Genomic DNA, 13,931 nt, shown 5'->3' with positions numbered 1-13,931 from the left:
GTCAGACGAACTGGTCGTCACCGCCGCCGGCGAGGACGATCTGCCCTTCGTCGACGAGGCGGCGCACGATCTTGAGCATTTCCTTCTGCTCGGCCTCGACCTCGGACAGCCGCACCGGGCCGCGCGATTCGAGGTCTTCGCGCAGCGTCTCGGCGGCGCGCGTGGACATGTTGCGGAAGATCTTCTCGCGCAGGTCGGCGCTCGCGCCCTTGAGCGCGACGACCAGGCTCTCGCTCTGCACTTCCTTGAGCATGGCCTGGATGCCCTTGTCGTCGATCTTGTTCACGTCGTCGAACGTGAACATGTTGTCCATGATCCGCTGTGCCAGGTCGGAGTCGGCCTCGCGGATGTAGTCCAGCACCGAGGCCTCGACGCTGGAGCCCATCATGTTGATGATTTCGGCCGCCGTCTTGGCGCCGCCCAGCGAGCTCTTCTTCATGCGCTCGCCGCCGGCCAGGATCTGGCTCATGACCTCGTTGAGGTCCTTCAGCGCCGTCGGCTGGATGCCGTCCAGCGTCGCGATGCGGATCAGCACCTCGTTGCGGCCGCGCTCGGTGAACATCTTCAGCACCGAGCTGGTCTGGTCGAAGTCCAGGTGGGCCAGGATGGCCGCGATGATCTGCGGGTGCTCGTTGCGCAGCAGCTCGGCCACGCTGGCGGCGTCCATCCACTTCAGGCTCTCGATGGACGACACATCGCTGCCCTGCAGGATGCGGTCCAGCAGCAGGTTGGCCTTGTCCTCGCCCAGCGCCTTGCGCAGCACGGCGCGCACGTACTCGTCGGTGTCGGTGACCAGCGTGCTCTGCGTCTCGGCGACGGCGTCGAACTTGTCGAGCACGGACTCGACCTGGGCACGCTTGATGACCTTGAGCTTGGCAATGGTCTCGCCAAGCGCCTGCACCTCTTTCGGCGAGAGGTGCTTGAAGACCTCGCTGGCTTCCTCTTCGCCCAGCGACATCAACAGAATGGCGGCATTCTCTATGCCCTTGTCATCCACGATCGGCTCTCACGATTTTCATGCCGTCTCTCCAGCCATCCAGTCGCGCATGATGTTGGCGACGGCCACCGGATTGTCGCGGGCCAGGCCGCGGGCGCGTTCAAGTTTTTCGTTATGCAGCGGCGCCTCCAGCCTGGGCATGCCACTGCCGCCGGGCAGCAGTTCCGTGTCGTCGACGACTTCGTCGACGGTTTCACCCTTGTCCTCGGGCGTCGGGGCCGGTGCAGCCGCCTTGATGGCAGGGCGAATCATGCCGAACACGGCGATCAGCGCGATGGCGACGAAGGCCAGCGGCACGATGGCGCTGCGCAGCAGGTCGGTCAGCCAGGGCTGCTTCCACAGCGGCACGTCAGCCGGCTCGGTCTTGTCGACGACGAAGGGCGCTGTGATGACCTTGACCGAGTCACCGCGCTCGGCGTTGAAGCCCATGGCTTCCTTGACGAGGTCGGTCAGGCGCGTGATCTCTTCGGCCGGCACCGGCTGGTGGGTGGTCTTGCCCTTGGCGTCGGTCACCGTGCGATGGTTGACGACGATGGCCGCGTTCAGGCGCTTGACGTTGCCGACCGCGCCGCGCGTGACGCGCACGGTCTTGTCGAGCTCGTAGTTGGTGACCTGCTCGCGGCGGCTGTTGTTGTTGCCGGCGCCGCCCTGGGCGGCCTGTAGCGGCGCGCTGGCACCGTTGACGGGGGCCGTGGCCGGCACGGGCGGCTGGTTGGTGGCGGCGCCCGGCACGCCGGTGGGCTGGGCGGCGTTGCTGTTGTTGGACTCGTTGCTCTGGCTGGAGCGCACCGCCGCCTGCGTGTTGGCGCCCTGGTTGGGGCGGTATTCCTCGGCGGTGGCCTCGGTCTGCGAGAAGTCCACGTCGGCGGTGACGGTGGAGCGCAGGTTGTCGCGGCCGACGACCGGCTCCAGCAGTTCGAAGATGCGCTTGCTGTAGCCGGCCTCGACCTGCTGCTTGTATTGCAGCTGCTGGCTGTCCAGGCCGGTGGCGGCATCCGCGCCGGTCTGGGAGAGCAGGGCGCCGGTCTGGTCCAGCACGCTGACGGCCTTGGGCGTCAGCTCGGGCACGCTGCTGGAGACCAGGTGCACGATGCCGGCGATCTGGCTGCGGTCCAGCGTGCGGCCGCCGCGCAGTGTCAGCATGACGCTGGCGCTGGGCTTCTGCTGCTCACGAAAGAAACCGTTCTGTTGCGGAATGGCCAGGTGCACGCGGGCGTCGGCCACGTCGGACATGGCCGTGATGGTGCGCGTCAGCTCGCCTTCGAGGGCGCGCTGGAAGTTCAGCCGTTCGTTGAACTGGGTCTGGCCGATGGAGCTCTTGTCCATCAGCTCGAAGCCGACCGCGTTGCCGGTGCCGCCCTTGGGCAGCCCCTGGGCGGCGAGCTTCATGCGCAGCTCGTAGACCTGGTTGGCCGGCACGAGGATGGTGCCGCCTGCCTCATGCTTGTAGGGCACCTGCAGCGCGGCGAGCTGGCCGATGACGGCACCGCCGTCCTTGTCGGCCAGGCCGGAGAACAGCGGGCGGTAGTCGCCCTGGCTGGACCACAGCGTGATGGCCAGCACGGCGCCGGCCAGCGCCAGCAGGCCGGCGCCCATGGTCAGCTTGCTGCGCAGCGGCAGGCCATTGAGGCGCTGCACGAAGTTGGGCGCTTCGACCGGCGTGAGCATCACGGGGGCGGCGGCTGCGGGGGCGCTCAGGGCGTTGTCCATCGAGGGAGAGACTGCAGGGGAGGTCGGGAATCGACCGATGGCGCAAATTATTCGTGGCCGACCCCCTCAAGAAAGCGCCGAAGTAGCCGATCCCACCCGCGTATCTCCATGCTTCGCGGCCGTGACTTGCTGCCAAAGTCCTGCCCCATGGACATGAAGCTGCGCCCCTTCGACTTTGCCCAGGCCGCCGCCCGAGCGGGCCTGGCGGTCAATGGCACGCCGTTGTCGGCTAAACCGGCGGCCACCACCGGTGCCAGTTTTGGCGATGCGATGACGCAGGCGCTCAAGGGCGTCAGCACCCAGCAGAACGAGGCGGCACGGTTGCAGCGCGAGGTGCAGCTGGACAACCCGACCGTCAGCCTGGAAGAGACCATGGTCTCGATGCAGAAGGCGCAGATTGGCTTCCAGGCGACGCTGCAGGTGCGCAACCGCCTGGTTTCCGCCTACTCCGAAATCATGAACATGCAGATCTGACGCGCCGGCGGCACGTCGGTCAGCAACTGCCTTTTCTCGCATCGCTGCCGCAGATCTGCGGGCGGCCCAGCGGATTCAGGTCCAGGTGCAACTGCTGGTTGCGCTCGTTGGAGATGCCGATGCGCGCCCAGCCCACGGCGCGGCCCTTGCCGGCTTCGAAGGTGATGCCCTGGCCAGACTGCAGCAGCGTGCCCTTGTGGTCGCGGTGGTTGATGCCACCCAGCTCGCAGCGTGGCAGGCCGGTGGCGCAGTCACAGGCGGGTTGGCGGCTGGTGCCCCAGCACCATTGCGGCCCGCTGTTGAAACTGACATGGATGTCGCGGCCCTCCTCGACGCTGAGGGTGCGGGCGCGCCGCAGGTCCAGCTCCAGCAGCTCGGCCACGTTGCGCAGGCGCTGGCGGGCCAGGTAGCTGGCGTAAGTGGGCACGGCCACGGACAAGACGATGGCGAGCACCGCCAGCGTGAAAGCCGCCTCGATCAGTGTGAAACCCGGGCTGCGCGTGGCCGACCTCATGTGTCCAGCTTCAGCAGGCGGCGGCGTTTCTGCGTCTGGTCGACATAGACCTGCAAGGCGCGGCCGACCGCGGCATCCAGGTCGACAAAGGAGCAGCCCAGCTGCAGCATGCCGTGAGCGTCCGCGGCGATGGCGCTGGCATGGTGGGGCAGCAGGTTGACGCGCAGCGCGGTGATGCGGTCCAGCTCCAGCACCAGGCCCGGCGTCACCTGGCCCACCGGCAAGGTGTGCAGCGGCGCGATGTCGGCCGGCAAGGCCAGCGCCAGGCCGCCGATGCTGATGTCCAGCACGCGCAGCGCGCGGCCGGGGTGTTCGCCATCGGCCACCGTGCCGGGCAGCGTCACGCGCGGGTAGACGCTGCCGGCCGGCTGCACGCGGAACGACTGGCGGCGCTGGAAGCGGTACAGCCGTGTCGGCAGCGTGCTGCGCAGCACGGCGCCCTGCTCGCCGCTGACGAGGACGGCGTCGTCCAGCTCGAACTGCAGCTTGATCGCGCCCAGGTAGGCGACGGCCGTGATCTCGCCGCCGGCCACCAGCGCCTGGCTGATGCCATCGGGGTCGGTGCCGATCTCCAGCCCGACGACGTCGGCGTCGATGTCGAGGGCGCAGATGCGGCTCGTCAGGCTGCGGCCCGGCGGCCCGCCGAGCTGCACGTCGGCATGCTCACGGTGCAGTTGCTGCAGATAGGCCGCGATTTCGGCGGCGGCGACGACGCGGAGTTCCTCCGGGGCGGCTTCAGGGACGGTCATGCAGGCGATGGTAGTCGCGCGGGCCGGCCTCGTTCAATGGACCATGCGGCTCTTGCCCTTGAGCACGTGGTCCAGGTCCTCCAGCCAGGGCTCGGCGAGGTGGCGGATCTCGGCGTCGTTGACGAGGATGCGCTGCATGATGCGCGTCTTCAGCGCGGACTCACTCGGGGCGAGCTGGCTTTGGTGGGCGGCGGACTTGAGCTGCGAGATCAGCAGCACGCAGGCGCCTTCGAGCTTGACGACTTCGTCCCAGTTGCCGGTGCGGGCCGCCGACAGCATGTCGGCGCTGGCCTGCTCGATGGCTTCGTAGTAGTTCAGCAGATCGGAGTTCATTGCGGGGGTCACCGGGTGATTCTGTGAAAGGTGGCTCAGGCAGCGCGGGGCACGCCCGCACCCATGGCGGCGGGCGACTGGCCGATGGCGGTCCAGGCCTCACGCACGGGGCTGAGCAGGCGCTGGCATTCCTCGATGGCAGCCAGGTCGCCATGCAGGTTGGCCTGCGTCAGGCGCGTGCAGACGTAGCCGTACAGCTCGCGCAGGTCGGCGGCCAGCTGGCCGGCCGACAGGTCCAGGCCGGCGCGCAGGCCCTCGTCGAGGATGCGCACGGCGCGCGACAGCGAGCGGCCCTTGAGTTCGACGTTGCCGGCCTGGATGGCCTGCGTGGCCTGGGCCATCGCGTCGAACACGCCGTCGAACAACATGGCGACCAGGCGGTGCGGGCTGGCGGCCTGCACATCGGTCTCCAGGCCGACCTTGGCGTACATGGAGGCGCGTTGACCGCGGGCTGCGAAGGGAGAGGACATGTTGCCGTACATGGTTGGGGCCGGAAGCGTCGTCGTGTTGACTGTTTTTCGGCCTCCCCGGGGTGGAACTTGAGCCAGCCTTGACCCGAAGATGCCCTGAACTGTGAGGTTTATTCGGCTTGCTGAAAAGACAACGGCGACCCGAGGGTCGCCGTGCTGGCAAAGCCGCTTGTCCGCGGCCTTACTTGTTGAGCTGGGCCAGCTGCTGCGTCACGTAGTTGGACAGGCCGTTGAGCTTGCTCATCTGCGTGTCCAGTGCCGTGTAGCGGGCGCGCAGGCGGGCCTCGGTCAGTGCAGCGCGGTCCTCGAGCTTGTCGATGCTCTTGTTGTTGTTGTCGATCAGCTTCTGCAGCCCGGCCTGCTTGCTGGAGACGCGGCCGTCGGTGCTCAACGCGCCGTCGATGTAGGTGCGGATGCGCTGGGCGAAGCCGTTGTTGTTGGCGTCGGCGCTGTCCAGGCCCATGAAGAGCTTCTTCAGGCTGTCCAGGTCGCCCAGCGCCGTGTTGAGCTTGGTGTCGGACGTGGTGATGTTGCCGTCGCTGCCGGGTTCCAGGCCGATCTGCGCCAGGCGGCCGATGCTGCCGGCCAGCGACGTCGTGCCGCCCATGATGCCGCGCAGCTGGTTTTGCAGGCCCACGGCGGTCGAGTCGCCCTGCAGCGGCCCGGCCGTCTTGGCAGCGGGGTCGTACTTGGTCTGCTCGCGCAGCAATGCGTTGACGGCGTTGTAGGCGGTCGTGAAGTCGGCGATGACCTTCTTGATCGAGTCCTTGTCCTGGCTGACGGCGACGCTGGCGGGCACGGTGGTGGTGCTCAGCAGCGTGATGTTGAGGCCGTCGATGGCCTCCTTCAGCGAATTGGACTCGGAACTGACGTCGATGCCGTTGATCAGTGCGCGGGCGTTCTGGGCCGGCAATGTCTGGATCAGCGAGGTGACGCCGACGCGCGGGTCGTAACCCAGGTCGGCCAGGCCGCCGCCGGCGTCGATGCGAAAGCCGTTGACCTCGCCGGTGGCCGTGGAGCGCAACGTCAGGCGAGCGCCACTGGCGTCGTTGACGATGGAGGCCGTGACGCCGGCATTGGCTGCATTGATCGCGTTGCGGATGCCGGTTAGCGTGTCCTGGCCGTCGGCGATGTTGATCGTGACCGGTGTGGCGCCGGCCTTGTCGGTGAAGCCGGTGACGTTGCCGTCGGCGTCCTTGGCCCAGGCGCCGAGCGTGATCGTCAGGCTGCCCTGGCCGATGGTCGTGGTCGCGCTGGCATACGAGGTGCTGCTGACCAGGGTCTGGGCGCTGGCCAGTTGCTTGACATCGACGGTCACGTTGCCGATGGCGGCACCCGCGCCGGCGCTGACGGCCACGGAGGTGGGGGCGCTGGACGTGGCCAGCGTGCCGCCCCAGGTGGCTGGGGAGGTGAGCTTGGAGGCCGCATCACGCAGCGTCGCCAGCGTGCTTTGCACCTTGCCGTAGGACGACAGCTCGGTCTTGAGCCCGTCGATCTTGGACGACAGCTGGGTGATGGGCGTGCGTTCTGCGGCGACGAGCTTGCTCACCAGCGCCTCGATGTCGAGGCCGCTGCCGATGCCGGCGGAGGTGATGGTTGCCATTGCTGCGAAAAGTAGGAAAGGCCGATATGCCATTGGGATATCGGCCAGGGTGTACCGGAACTTTAGGCTCCGGTGCGACTTTTTTTAGCGAAACCCTTGTGGGGGCTTAGCGTTGCAGCAGTGACAGCACCTGTTGCGGCAGCTGGTTGGCCTGCGCCACCATCGCATTGCCGGCCTGTTGCAGGATTTGTGCCCGACTCATGTTGGACGTTTCCTGGGCAAAGTCGGCATCCATGATGCGGCTGCGGGCGGCGGTCTGGTTCTCGACGGCGACCTGCAGGTTGGAGATCACCGCGTCGAAACGCGACTGGATCGCACCGTAGGTCGCCCGGGTGTTGTTGACGAAGTCCAGCGCGTCGTCGATGTTGTCGATGACGACACCCAGCGCCGTGAAGTCTGCCGTGTTGTCGATCAGCGCAGGGAAGGGTGCCGTGCCGGCGCCCACGAGGGCCGTCACGGTGGGCTCGGTCGTCAGGTCCAGCGCATTGATGCTGATGGAGTCGTTGGTCGATGTGTTGGCACCGATCTGGAACGTCTGCGGCAGCCCGCTGGCGTCGGCCAGGATGGGTTTGCCGTTGAACGTGGTCGCATTGACGATGCGCCAGATTTCGGAGCCGAGCTGCTCGAATTCCTTGTTCAGCGAGTCCTTGTCGGAGTTGCTGTTCGTCGCGTTGCGGGCCTGAACCGTCAGTTCACGCATGCGCTGCAGGTTCTCGCCGAGCTTGCCCAGCGCGCCTTCAGCAGTCTGCGCCAGCGAAATGCCGTCGTTGGCATTCCGGATGGCGACATTCATGCCGCGCACCTGGGTATTCATGCGTTCCGCGATGGCCAGGCCAGCGGCGTCATCCTTCGCCGAGTTCACACGCAGCCCGGACGACAGGCGCTGCATGGACGTCGCCAGCGATGACTGCGAAGCGTTCAGGTTCCGCTGCGCATTCAGAGAGACGATGTTGGTGTTGATGGTCTGGGGCATTACGCACTCCTCGGGATTCAGGCCGGATCGAATGAAACGTCGATCCGATGGGCTGAATTCTGAGAGTGCGCCTGGTTCCCAAAAGCCCGATCAACGGGCCAAACCACGGCTATTCAAAAGCTCGGCGCCACCGCCGGCTGGCGGGGCGCCGAGTGTCCCTGCAGGGCTTAGCTGCGCAGCAGGGCCAGCACTTGCTGGGGGAGTTGGTTGGCCTGGGCCACCATGGTGTTGCCGGCCTGCTGCAGGATCTGCGCGCGGCTCAGGTTGGCGGTTTCCTGGGCGAAGTCGGCATCCATGATGCGGCTGCGCGAGGCGCTCTGGTTCTCCACCGCGACCTGCAGGTTGGAGATGACGGCGTCGAAGCGGTTCTGCGAGGCGCCGAGGGTGGCGCGCTCACCGTTGACCTTGTCCAGCGCCGTGTCGATGGTGCTGATGACGGTGTCGATCGCGGTGCCGATCGCGGTGTTGTCGATGACCGCCCGGCCTGCGCCGGTGTTGTCCGTGCCGGCCACGGCCGTGATTTCCGTCGCGGTCGTCATGTTGGTCGTGACGATGTCGATGCGGTCATTGGCCGTCGTGTTGGCGCCGACCTGGAAGGTCTGCGTGCCGGAATCCGTCGCCAGCACGGCCTTGCCGTTGAAAGTGGTGCCACCCAGCACGCGCTGGATTTCCTTGGCCAGCTCGCCGAACTCCTTGTCGAGGGAATCCTTGTCGGCGTTCGTGTTGGTGGCGTTGCGGGCCTGCACGGCCAGTTCACGCATGCGCTGCAGCGCGTCGCCCACCTTGGACAGCGCGCCTTCAGCGGTCTGCGCCAGGGAGATGCCGTCGTTGGCATTGCGGATGGCGACTTGCGAGCCGCGCACCTGGGCGTTCATGCGCTCGGCGATGGACAGGCCAGCCGCATCGTCCTTGGCAGAGTTCACACGCAGACCGGAAGACAGGCGCTGCATGGAAACGGCCAGGGACGACTGCGACATCGCCGTGTTGCGCTGAGCGTTCAGCGAGGCGAGGTTGGTGTTGATGATCTGGGACATGACTCAATCCTTTCAAGACGATGCGTTGGGTTCGACGTAGTCCTCGAATGAATCGCGAACCCGTTGAGATGCTTATCGTCGGCAGACTGGATTGACTTGAATCCTTTTTTGCACGGGCCCTAAAAACGCCCCCCGCGGCGGCGGGGCGGCGTCAAGGTGCTTGTGCTGGAGGGGTGAGGACTTCCGTCTTCGCTGTGGACGTTTCACTCAGGGCCAGCGGTGCTGGCCCGGCGTCATCGAAGCAACGACAGCACTTGCGACGGGATCTGGTTCGCCTGGGCGATCATCGCGTTGCCGGCCTGTTGCAGGATGCTGGCGCGTGACAGATTTGCAGTTTCCTGCGCGAAGTCCGCGTCAGTGATACGGCTCTTCGCGGCGCTCTGGTTTTCCACCGAGATCTGCAGGTTGGAGATGACCTGGTCCATGCGGTTCTGGGCGGCACCCAGGTTGGCGCGCTCGGAGCTGACCTTGTTGATCGCGGTGTCGATGTTGCCGATGACGGTGTCGATCGTGGCGCCGACGGCGGTGTTGTCGATGACGGCGCGGCCGGCACCCGTGTTGTCAGTACCTGCAACAGTCGTGATTTCCGTCGCGGTCGTCATGTTCGTCGTGGTGACGTCGATGCGGTCGTTGCTGGTCACGTTGGCGCCGACCTGGAAGGTCTGGGTGCCCGAATCGGTGGACAGCACGGCGCGGCCGTTGAAGGTCGTGCCGCCCAGCACGCGCTGGATTTCCTTGGACAGTTCGCCGAATTCCTTGTCCAGCGAGTCCTTGTCGGCGCTGGTGTTGGTGGCGTTGCGGGCCTGGACGGCCAGTTCACGCATGCGTTGCAGCGAGTCGGTGACCTTGGCCAGCGCGCCTTCAGCCGTCTGCGACAGCGAGATGCCGTCGTTGGCGTTGCGGATGGCGACGTTGGAACCGCGCACCTGGGCGTTCAGACGCTCGGAGATGGCGAGACCGGCGGCGTCGTCCTTGGCGGAGTTGACGCGCAGACCCGAAGACAGGCGCTGCAGCGACGTGGCCAGGGAAGCCTGGGAGTTGGAGACATTGCGCTGCGCGTTCAGCGACAGCAGATTGGTATTGATGACCGAGGCCATGATGCTTCCTTTTTGCTAGATATACCGGCAAGCCGCCGGACGAAGACTCGAGTGCTCGGGTGCAGCACCCTTGCTATCCGCGCCGGCACGTCTTGCGACACACCTTTGCGGCGACGCCCGACGCCAGTCAACCGCTGAAGTCATGTCACCTCCCCGGGGGGCGGGTGTCACACCACTTCGGCCTTCTAGCCGGACCACGGAGCTGAAATCAGCGCCGTTGCAATGGCTATCGGTGCGGTGGTGATGTTTCTTTAGTACGTTTTGTCAAGAGTGTGATCTTTTGAATAAAGGCGGTTGCAACTGCCTGTTCATCGGATCGACGCTCCGCGCGAAAAGCGCGCCCGGAAAGACCGGCTTTTCAAGTGATCGGCGCCAGCGGTGCTTCCTAAAGTGCGGCTCATCCCGGCCGAACCCTGTGCCGGACCGGAGTCCCGCGATGCGTGCCCAATCCAACACCGCCAAGAACACCCCGCGCACCCCGCGCGAAGGCCACCGCCCCGTCATCGTGCCCAGCAACGATCCCAAGATGCTGCTGGCCCGTGCCCGCAATGCCGCCTTCGCCGAGGCCGCCAAGGGCAACCTGGGCGGCGGCCTGGGCGTGCTGTACGACGCGCTGCAGGACGAGCCCATGAGCCACGACCTGCTGTCCGACATGGCGGCGCTGCTGCTGGCGGCCGGCAAGCTGGAGCACGCCGGCGCCTACGCCGACCGCGCGCTGCAGGCTCACTCGCTGCACGGCCCCAGCCTCTACACGCTGGCCTTCTCGCTGTCGGGCCGCGGCGAACTGGATCGCGCCATCGGCGTGCTCAACGAATTGCAAAGCGGTCCCGGCCGCGACAGCCTGCAGGCCGAGGCGCCCGAACTCGTGCCTGTCGCGATGATCGAGCTGGAGCGCCTGCGGCGCATCCGCGGCACCTGATTCCGCGACGCATTTCACACCCCGAGGCCCCGGCCAGCGCAAGCTGCCGGGGCCTCGGCTTTTGCGCCTGACGCGCCTGTAGGAATTTGGCTGACAAGCCCTACGCAAAAACGCGACGCCGCGCACCGACAGCGCCTGATATCGAAGAAGAAGAGGGGTCAACACAATCCGTTTCACTGATCCAGAACACCACCCCACCTCTGAAACGGAAGCCGCCATGAACACCGAACAAATGCTCGCCGAGATCCGTGAAGCCAACCTGTCCTACCTGATGCTGGCCCAGAGCCTGATCCGCGCCGACCGCGAGCAGGCCCTGTACCGCCTGGGCATCAGCGAAGACACGGCCACGCTGATCGGCACGCTGAGCCCGGCGCAGATCATGAAGATTGCCTCCGGCAACACGCTGCTGTGCGCCTTCCGCATGAACGACGACCTGGTGTGGGGCCTGCTGACCAACCACAGCAAGCCGGGTGCAAACGAGAGCGTCAGCCGCCTGCACGCCTCCATCCTGATGGCCGGCCGCCACGAGCACGCCTGACCCTCGTCCCGCCTGCCAACCACCTCACAGATTCCGAAAGCCCACCATGCGCGTCAAAAGCATCCTCACCGAAGCCAAGCAGATCGACCGTGCCGTTCAGCTGATCCACCTCGGTGCGCGCCTGCAGGTGCTGGAATCGGAAACCGACCTGTCCTACGAGCGCCTGCTGCGCCTGTATAAAGAAGTGAGCGGCAAGTCGCCGTCCAAGGGCCAGCTGCCCTTCTCGACCGACTGGTTCATGACCTGGCAGCCCAACATCCATGCCAGCCTGTTCCTGAACATCCACGAGTACCTGAACAAGGCCGCGGAGATGGACGAGATCGACACCGTCATCAAGGCCTACCAGCTCTACCAGGAGCAGACCACGGCCCAGGGCCTGGAGGCGATGCTGTCCGTGACCCGCGCCTGGCGCCTGGTCAAGTTCGTCGACAACGGCATGCTGACGCTGACCAAGTGCTCCAAGTGCAACGGCCAGTTCGTGACGCACCCGCATGAAATCTCGCGCCACTTCGTCTGCGGCCTGTGCAACCCGCCCGCTCGCGCCGGCAAGGGCCGCGCGCAAGGCTCCATCCAGATGCACTGAGCGCAAGCCCGGCTGCGTTGCGAACAGAATCGCGGCCATGAACTCCGTCACGAAGCACCGCCTCGCCCTGGTGGTCATCGCGCGCGACGAGGCTGGGCGCATCGGCCGGCTGCTGGACAGCGTGCGGCCGTGGGTTGACGAGATGCTGGTGCTGGACACCGGCTCGCGCGACGACACCGCCGGCGTCGCGGCGGCACATGGCGCCCGCGTCGAGCATTTCCTCTGGTGCGATGACTTCGCACGGGCGCGCAACCGTGCGCTGGAGCTGGCCGGGGCGGATTGGCATGTGGTGCTGGACGCCGACGAGTGGCTGGTGGCCGGTGGCGAGACGTTGCAGGCGCTGCGTTCGACGCCGCCGGACTTCGTCGGAGCGCTGCAGCTGCGCGACCGGTTCGACATGGCCGCGGGTCGGTCGGCCGAGTCAGTCGCGTGGGTCAGCCGCGTGCTGCCCGGCGCCGTGCGCTATGCCGGCCGCGTGCATGAACAACCGGTACACGGCCTGCCGACGCGGCAGCTGGCCCTGGTCGTCGGCCATGATGGCCACATCGACGAGCGCCTTGCGGCCAAGCGCGGGCGCAACCGTCGCTTGCTGGAGCAGGCGCTGGCCGAGACGCCGGACGATGTCTACCTCTGGTATCAGCTGGGCAAGGACTGCGCGGTCTATGACGAGCACGAGGCCGCCGAAGTCGCCTTCGCCCGCGCCTGCGCGTTCCCGGCTGCCGCGGCGGCGCCCTGGTGGCTGGACCTGGTGTCGCGGCGCCTGTTTGCGCTGAAGTGCCTGGGTCGCCACGCCGATGCCGTCGATTTCGCCCAGACACAAATGGATGCAGGCGCGGAATCGCCCGACTTCTTCTTCACCGTGGGCGACGTGCTGCTGGACCTGGCGGCCTCGCGACCCGAGCAGGCCGATGAACTGCTGCCCATGATCGAGGCTGCCTGGCGGCGCTGCCTGGCGCTGGGTGAACGCGCCGAGCGCCCAGGCGCGGTCGCCGGCCGTGGCAGCCACCTCGCCGCGCACAACCTGGCGCTGGTGCTGGAAGGCACAGGCCGCGAGGCCGAGGCGGTGGCGCTGCGCGCCGCCCATCCCTGGCCGTGCTGACGCGCCTGGTCACCGGCTGGCCGCTGTCGGCCCTGCTGGTCTGGCTGGCCGCCTGGCTGGGTCATCTGGCCTTGCTGGGCGTGACGCGCGAGTTGGCACTGATCGGCGGCGTGCTGATCGGACTGGGACTCGCGCTGCTGTACCGCGAGCGCTGGCGACAGGTCATCGCGGCGCTGGGCTTCCCGGTCTCGGCGCTGCTGCTGGGCTGGCGGCCCGAGGGCAGTGGCCTGGGCTGGCTGCTGGCGCTGGCCGTGATGTGGTGGCTGTATCCCCGGCGCAGCTGGAGCGAGGCGCCACTCTTTCCGACCCCGCGCGGCGCCCTCGACCCATTGCCAGCCCTCGCACCGCTGGCGCCAGGCGCTCGCGTGCTGGACGCCGGCTGTGGCGTTGGCGACGGCCTGCGTGAACTGCTGCACTCCTATCCGCAGGCCCGCGTCGAAGGCGTCGAGTGGAGCCGGCCGCTGGCCTGGCTCGCGCGCTGGCGGGTTCGTGGTGCCAGCGTGCGCCAGGGCGACCTGTGGGCCGACGATTGGGCGCCATTTGCACTGATCTATGTGTTCCAGCGGCCCGAGTCCATGCCACGCGTCTGGGCCAAGGCCTGCGCCGAGCTGGCACCGGGCGCGTGGCTGGTCAGCCTGGACTTCGCGGTGCCGGATACACCGCCGGTGGCGAGCTGGCAACTGGACGGCGGCCAGTTCGTGTGGCTTTACCGCCCGGCAGGGAATGCGGCGTCAAAGGCGCCCAAATGATGCGTTCACCCCGGGTTCTGCGCGGCATACTTTCTCAAGCCCCCCGGCATCGGGCCGATATGGCCTGAACACCCCCAACTACATCTCGC

The 13,931-nt window shown here is 66.9% G+C and carries 16 protein-coding genes; 6 read left to right on the top strand and 10 right to left on the bottom strand.

What is annotated here, in order from left to right:
* Window position 1 precedes the first annotated feature (1 nt).
* Together fliG and fliF are read right to left on the bottom strand one after the other, a co-directional pair.
* Window positions 2–997, bottom strand: a complete 996-nt coding sequence (fliG, locus tag AC1D29_RS28120) for a flagellar motor switch protein FliG (protein WP_477903809.1) — start codon at window positions 995–997, stop codon at window positions 2–4.
* An 18-nt stretch (window positions 998–1,015) separates the two neighbouring features.
* Window positions 1,016–2,707, bottom strand: a complete 1,692-nt coding sequence (gene fliF / locus AC1D29_RS28115; RefSeq protein ID WP_477903807.1) for a flagellar basal-body MS-ring/collar protein FliF — start codon at window positions 2,705–2,707, stop codon at window positions 1,016–1,018.
* A 147-nt stretch (window positions 2,708–2,854) separates the two neighbouring features.
* On the opposite strand from fliF, the gene fliE reads away from it, so the two are divergent.
* Window positions 2,855–3,181, top strand: a complete 327-nt coding sequence (gene fliE, locus AC1D29_RS28110) for a flagellar hook-basal body complex protein FliE (protein WP_477903805.1) — start codon at window positions 2,855–2,857, stop codon at window positions 3,179–3,181.
* A gap of 19 nt (window positions 3,182–3,200) precedes the next feature.
* Here fliE and AC1D29_RS28105 read toward each other — a convergent pair whose 3' ends face one another.
* From AC1D29_RS28105 to AC1D29_RS28070, 8 genes are all read right to left on the bottom strand, one after another.
* Window positions 3,201–3,695 carry a pilus assembly FimT family protein gene (locus AC1D29_RS28105; RefSeq protein WP_477903803.1) on the bottom strand — a complete coding sequence of 165 codons (495 nt, stop codon included), beginning with the start codon at window positions 3,693–3,695 and terminating at the stop codon, window positions 3,201–3,203.
* Window positions 3,692–4,444, bottom strand: a complete 753-nt coding sequence (locus AC1D29_RS28100) for a flagellar brake protein (protein ID WP_477903801.1) — start codon at window positions 4,442–4,444, stop codon at window positions 3,692–3,694. Before AC1D29_RS28100 ends, AC1D29_RS28105 begins: the two co-directional genes overlap by 4 nt.
* Window positions 4,445–4,477: 33 nt before the next feature.
* Window positions 4,478–4,777, bottom strand: a complete 300-nt coding sequence (locus tag AC1D29_RS28095; protein ID WP_477903799.1) for a flagellar protein FliT — start codon at window positions 4,775–4,777, stop codon at window positions 4,478–4,480.
* Between the two features lie 35 nt (window positions 4,778–4,812).
* Window positions 4,813–5,247: a flagellar export chaperone FliS gene (gene fliS / locus AC1D29_RS28090; RefSeq protein ID WP_477903797.1), complete on the bottom strand. Its 435-nt coding sequence runs from the start codon at window positions 5,245–5,247 to the stop codon at window positions 4,813–4,815.
* Between the two features lie 181 nt (window positions 5,248–5,428).
* On the bottom strand, window positions 5,429–6,850 hold the full coding sequence (gene fliD, locus AC1D29_RS28085) for a flagellar filament capping protein FliD (protein WP_477903795.1): 1,422 nt from the start codon (window positions 6,848–6,850) through the stop codon (window positions 5,429–5,431).
* Window positions 6,851–6,956: 106 nt separating this feature from the next.
* Window positions 6,957–7,823, bottom strand: a complete 867-nt coding sequence (locus tag AC1D29_RS28080; protein ID WP_477903793.1) for a flagellin N-terminal helical domain-containing protein — start codon at window positions 7,821–7,823, stop codon at window positions 6,957–6,959.
* 167 nt (window positions 7,824–7,990) lie between these two features.
* A complete protein-coding gene (locus tag AC1D29_RS28075) occupies window positions 7,991–8,857 on the bottom strand; it encodes a flagellin N-terminal helical domain-containing protein (RefSeq protein ID WP_477903791.1) in 867 nt (288 codons plus the stop codon).
* A gap of 233 nt (window positions 8,858–9,090) precedes the next feature.
* Entirely contained in the window at window positions 9,091–9,954 is an 864-nt protein-coding gene (locus AC1D29_RS28070) for a flagellin N-terminal helical domain-containing protein (RefSeq protein WP_477903789.1), read from the bottom strand.
* A 436-nt stretch (window positions 9,955–10,390) separates the two neighbouring features.
* Between AC1D29_RS28070 and AC1D29_RS28065 the strand changes: the two genes are divergently transcribed.
* From AC1D29_RS28065 to AC1D29_RS28045, 5 genes are all read left to right on the top strand, one after another.
* Window positions 10,391–10,873, top strand: a complete 483-nt coding sequence (locus tag AC1D29_RS28065) for a hypothetical protein (RefSeq protein ID WP_477903787.1) — start codon at window positions 10,391–10,393, stop codon at window positions 10,871–10,873.
* A 217-nt stretch (window positions 10,874–11,090) separates the two neighbouring features.
* A complete protein-coding gene (flhD, locus tag AC1D29_RS28060) occupies window positions 11,091–11,411 on the top strand; it encodes a flagellar transcriptional regulator FlhD (protein WP_477903785.1) in 321 nt (106 codons plus the stop codon).
* A 46-nt stretch (window positions 11,412–11,457) separates the two neighbouring features.
* Window positions 11,458–11,994, top strand: coding sequence for a flagellar transcriptional regulator FlhC (gene flhC, locus AC1D29_RS28055; protein WP_477903783.1), 537 nt, complete (start codon window positions 11,458–11,460; stop codon window positions 11,992–11,994).
* A 37-nt stretch (window positions 11,995–12,031) separates the two neighbouring features.
* On the top strand, window positions 12,032–13,093 hold the full coding sequence (locus tag AC1D29_RS28050; protein WP_477903781.1) for a glycosyltransferase family 2 protein: 1,062 nt from the start codon (window positions 12,032–12,034) through the stop codon (window positions 13,091–13,093).
* The gene (locus AC1D29_RS28045) at window positions 13,087–13,842 is read left to right on the top strand and encodes a class I SAM-dependent methyltransferase (protein ID WP_477903778.1); all 756 of its coding nucleotides are present in this window, start codon (window positions 13,087–13,089) and stop codon (window positions 13,840–13,842) included. Before AC1D29_RS28050 ends, AC1D29_RS28045 begins: the two co-directional genes overlap by 7 nt.
* Window positions 13,843–13,931 lie beyond the last annotated feature (89 nt).

It is taken from the genome of Roseateles sp. P1_C6 (genome assembly GCF_056406315.1).
Note: the sequence above shows the minus strand (reverse complement) of the source record. Positions and strands in the feature narration are given on the sequence as shown.

Excerpts from the sequence above, each read along its gene's own strand:
- fliF (WP_477903807.1), bottom strand. The coding sequence starts at position 2,707 with ATGGACAACGCCCTGAGCGCCCCCGCAGCCGCCGCCCCCGTGATGCTC.
- fliE (WP_477903805.1), top strand. The coding sequence starts at position 2,855 with ATGGACATGAAGCTGCGCCCCTTCGACTTTGCCCAGGCCGCCGCCCGA.
- AC1D29_RS28105 (WP_477903803.1), bottom strand. The coding sequence starts at position 3,695 with ATGAGGTCGGCCACGCGCAGCCCGGGTTTCACACTGATCGAGGCGGCT.
- AC1D29_RS28100 (WP_477903801.1), bottom strand. The coding sequence starts at position 4,444 with ATGACCGTCCCTGAAGCCGCCCCGGAGGAACTCCGCGTCGTCGCCGCC.
- AC1D29_RS28095 (WP_477903799.1), bottom strand. The coding sequence starts at position 4,777 with ATGAACTCCGATCTGCTGAACTACTACGAAGCCATCGAGCAGGCCAGC.
- fliS (WP_477903797.1), bottom strand. The coding sequence starts at position 5,247 with ATGTCCTCTCCCTTCGCAGCCCGCGGTCAACGCGCCTCCATGTACGCC.
- fliD (WP_477903795.1), bottom strand. The coding sequence starts at position 6,850 with ATGGCAACCATCACCTCCGCCGGCATCGGCAGCGGCCTCGACATCGAG.
- AC1D29_RS28080 (WP_477903793.1), bottom strand. The coding sequence starts at position 7,823 with ATGCCCCAGACCATCAACACCAACATCGTCTCTCTGAATGCGCAGCGG.
- AC1D29_RS28075 (WP_477903791.1), bottom strand. The coding sequence starts at position 8,857 with ATGTCCCAGATCATCAACACCAACCTCGCCTCGCTGAACGCTCAGCGC.
- AC1D29_RS28070 (WP_477903789.1), bottom strand. The coding sequence starts at position 9,954 with ATGGCCTCGGTCATCAATACCAATCTGCTGTCGCTGAACGCGCAGCGC.
- AC1D29_RS28065 (WP_477903787.1), top strand. The coding sequence starts at position 10,391 with ATGCGTGCCCAATCCAACACCGCCAAGAACACCCCGCGCACCCCGCGC.
- flhD (WP_477903785.1), top strand. The coding sequence starts at position 11,091 with ATGAACACCGAACAAATGCTCGCCGAGATCCGTGAAGCCAACCTGTCC.
- flhC (WP_477903783.1), top strand. The coding sequence starts at position 11,458 with ATGCGCGTCAAAAGCATCCTCACCGAAGCCAAGCAGATCGACCGTGCC.
- AC1D29_RS28050 (WP_477903781.1), top strand. The coding sequence starts at position 12,032 with ATGAACTCCGTCACGAAGCACCGCCTCGCCCTGGTGGTCATCGCGCGC.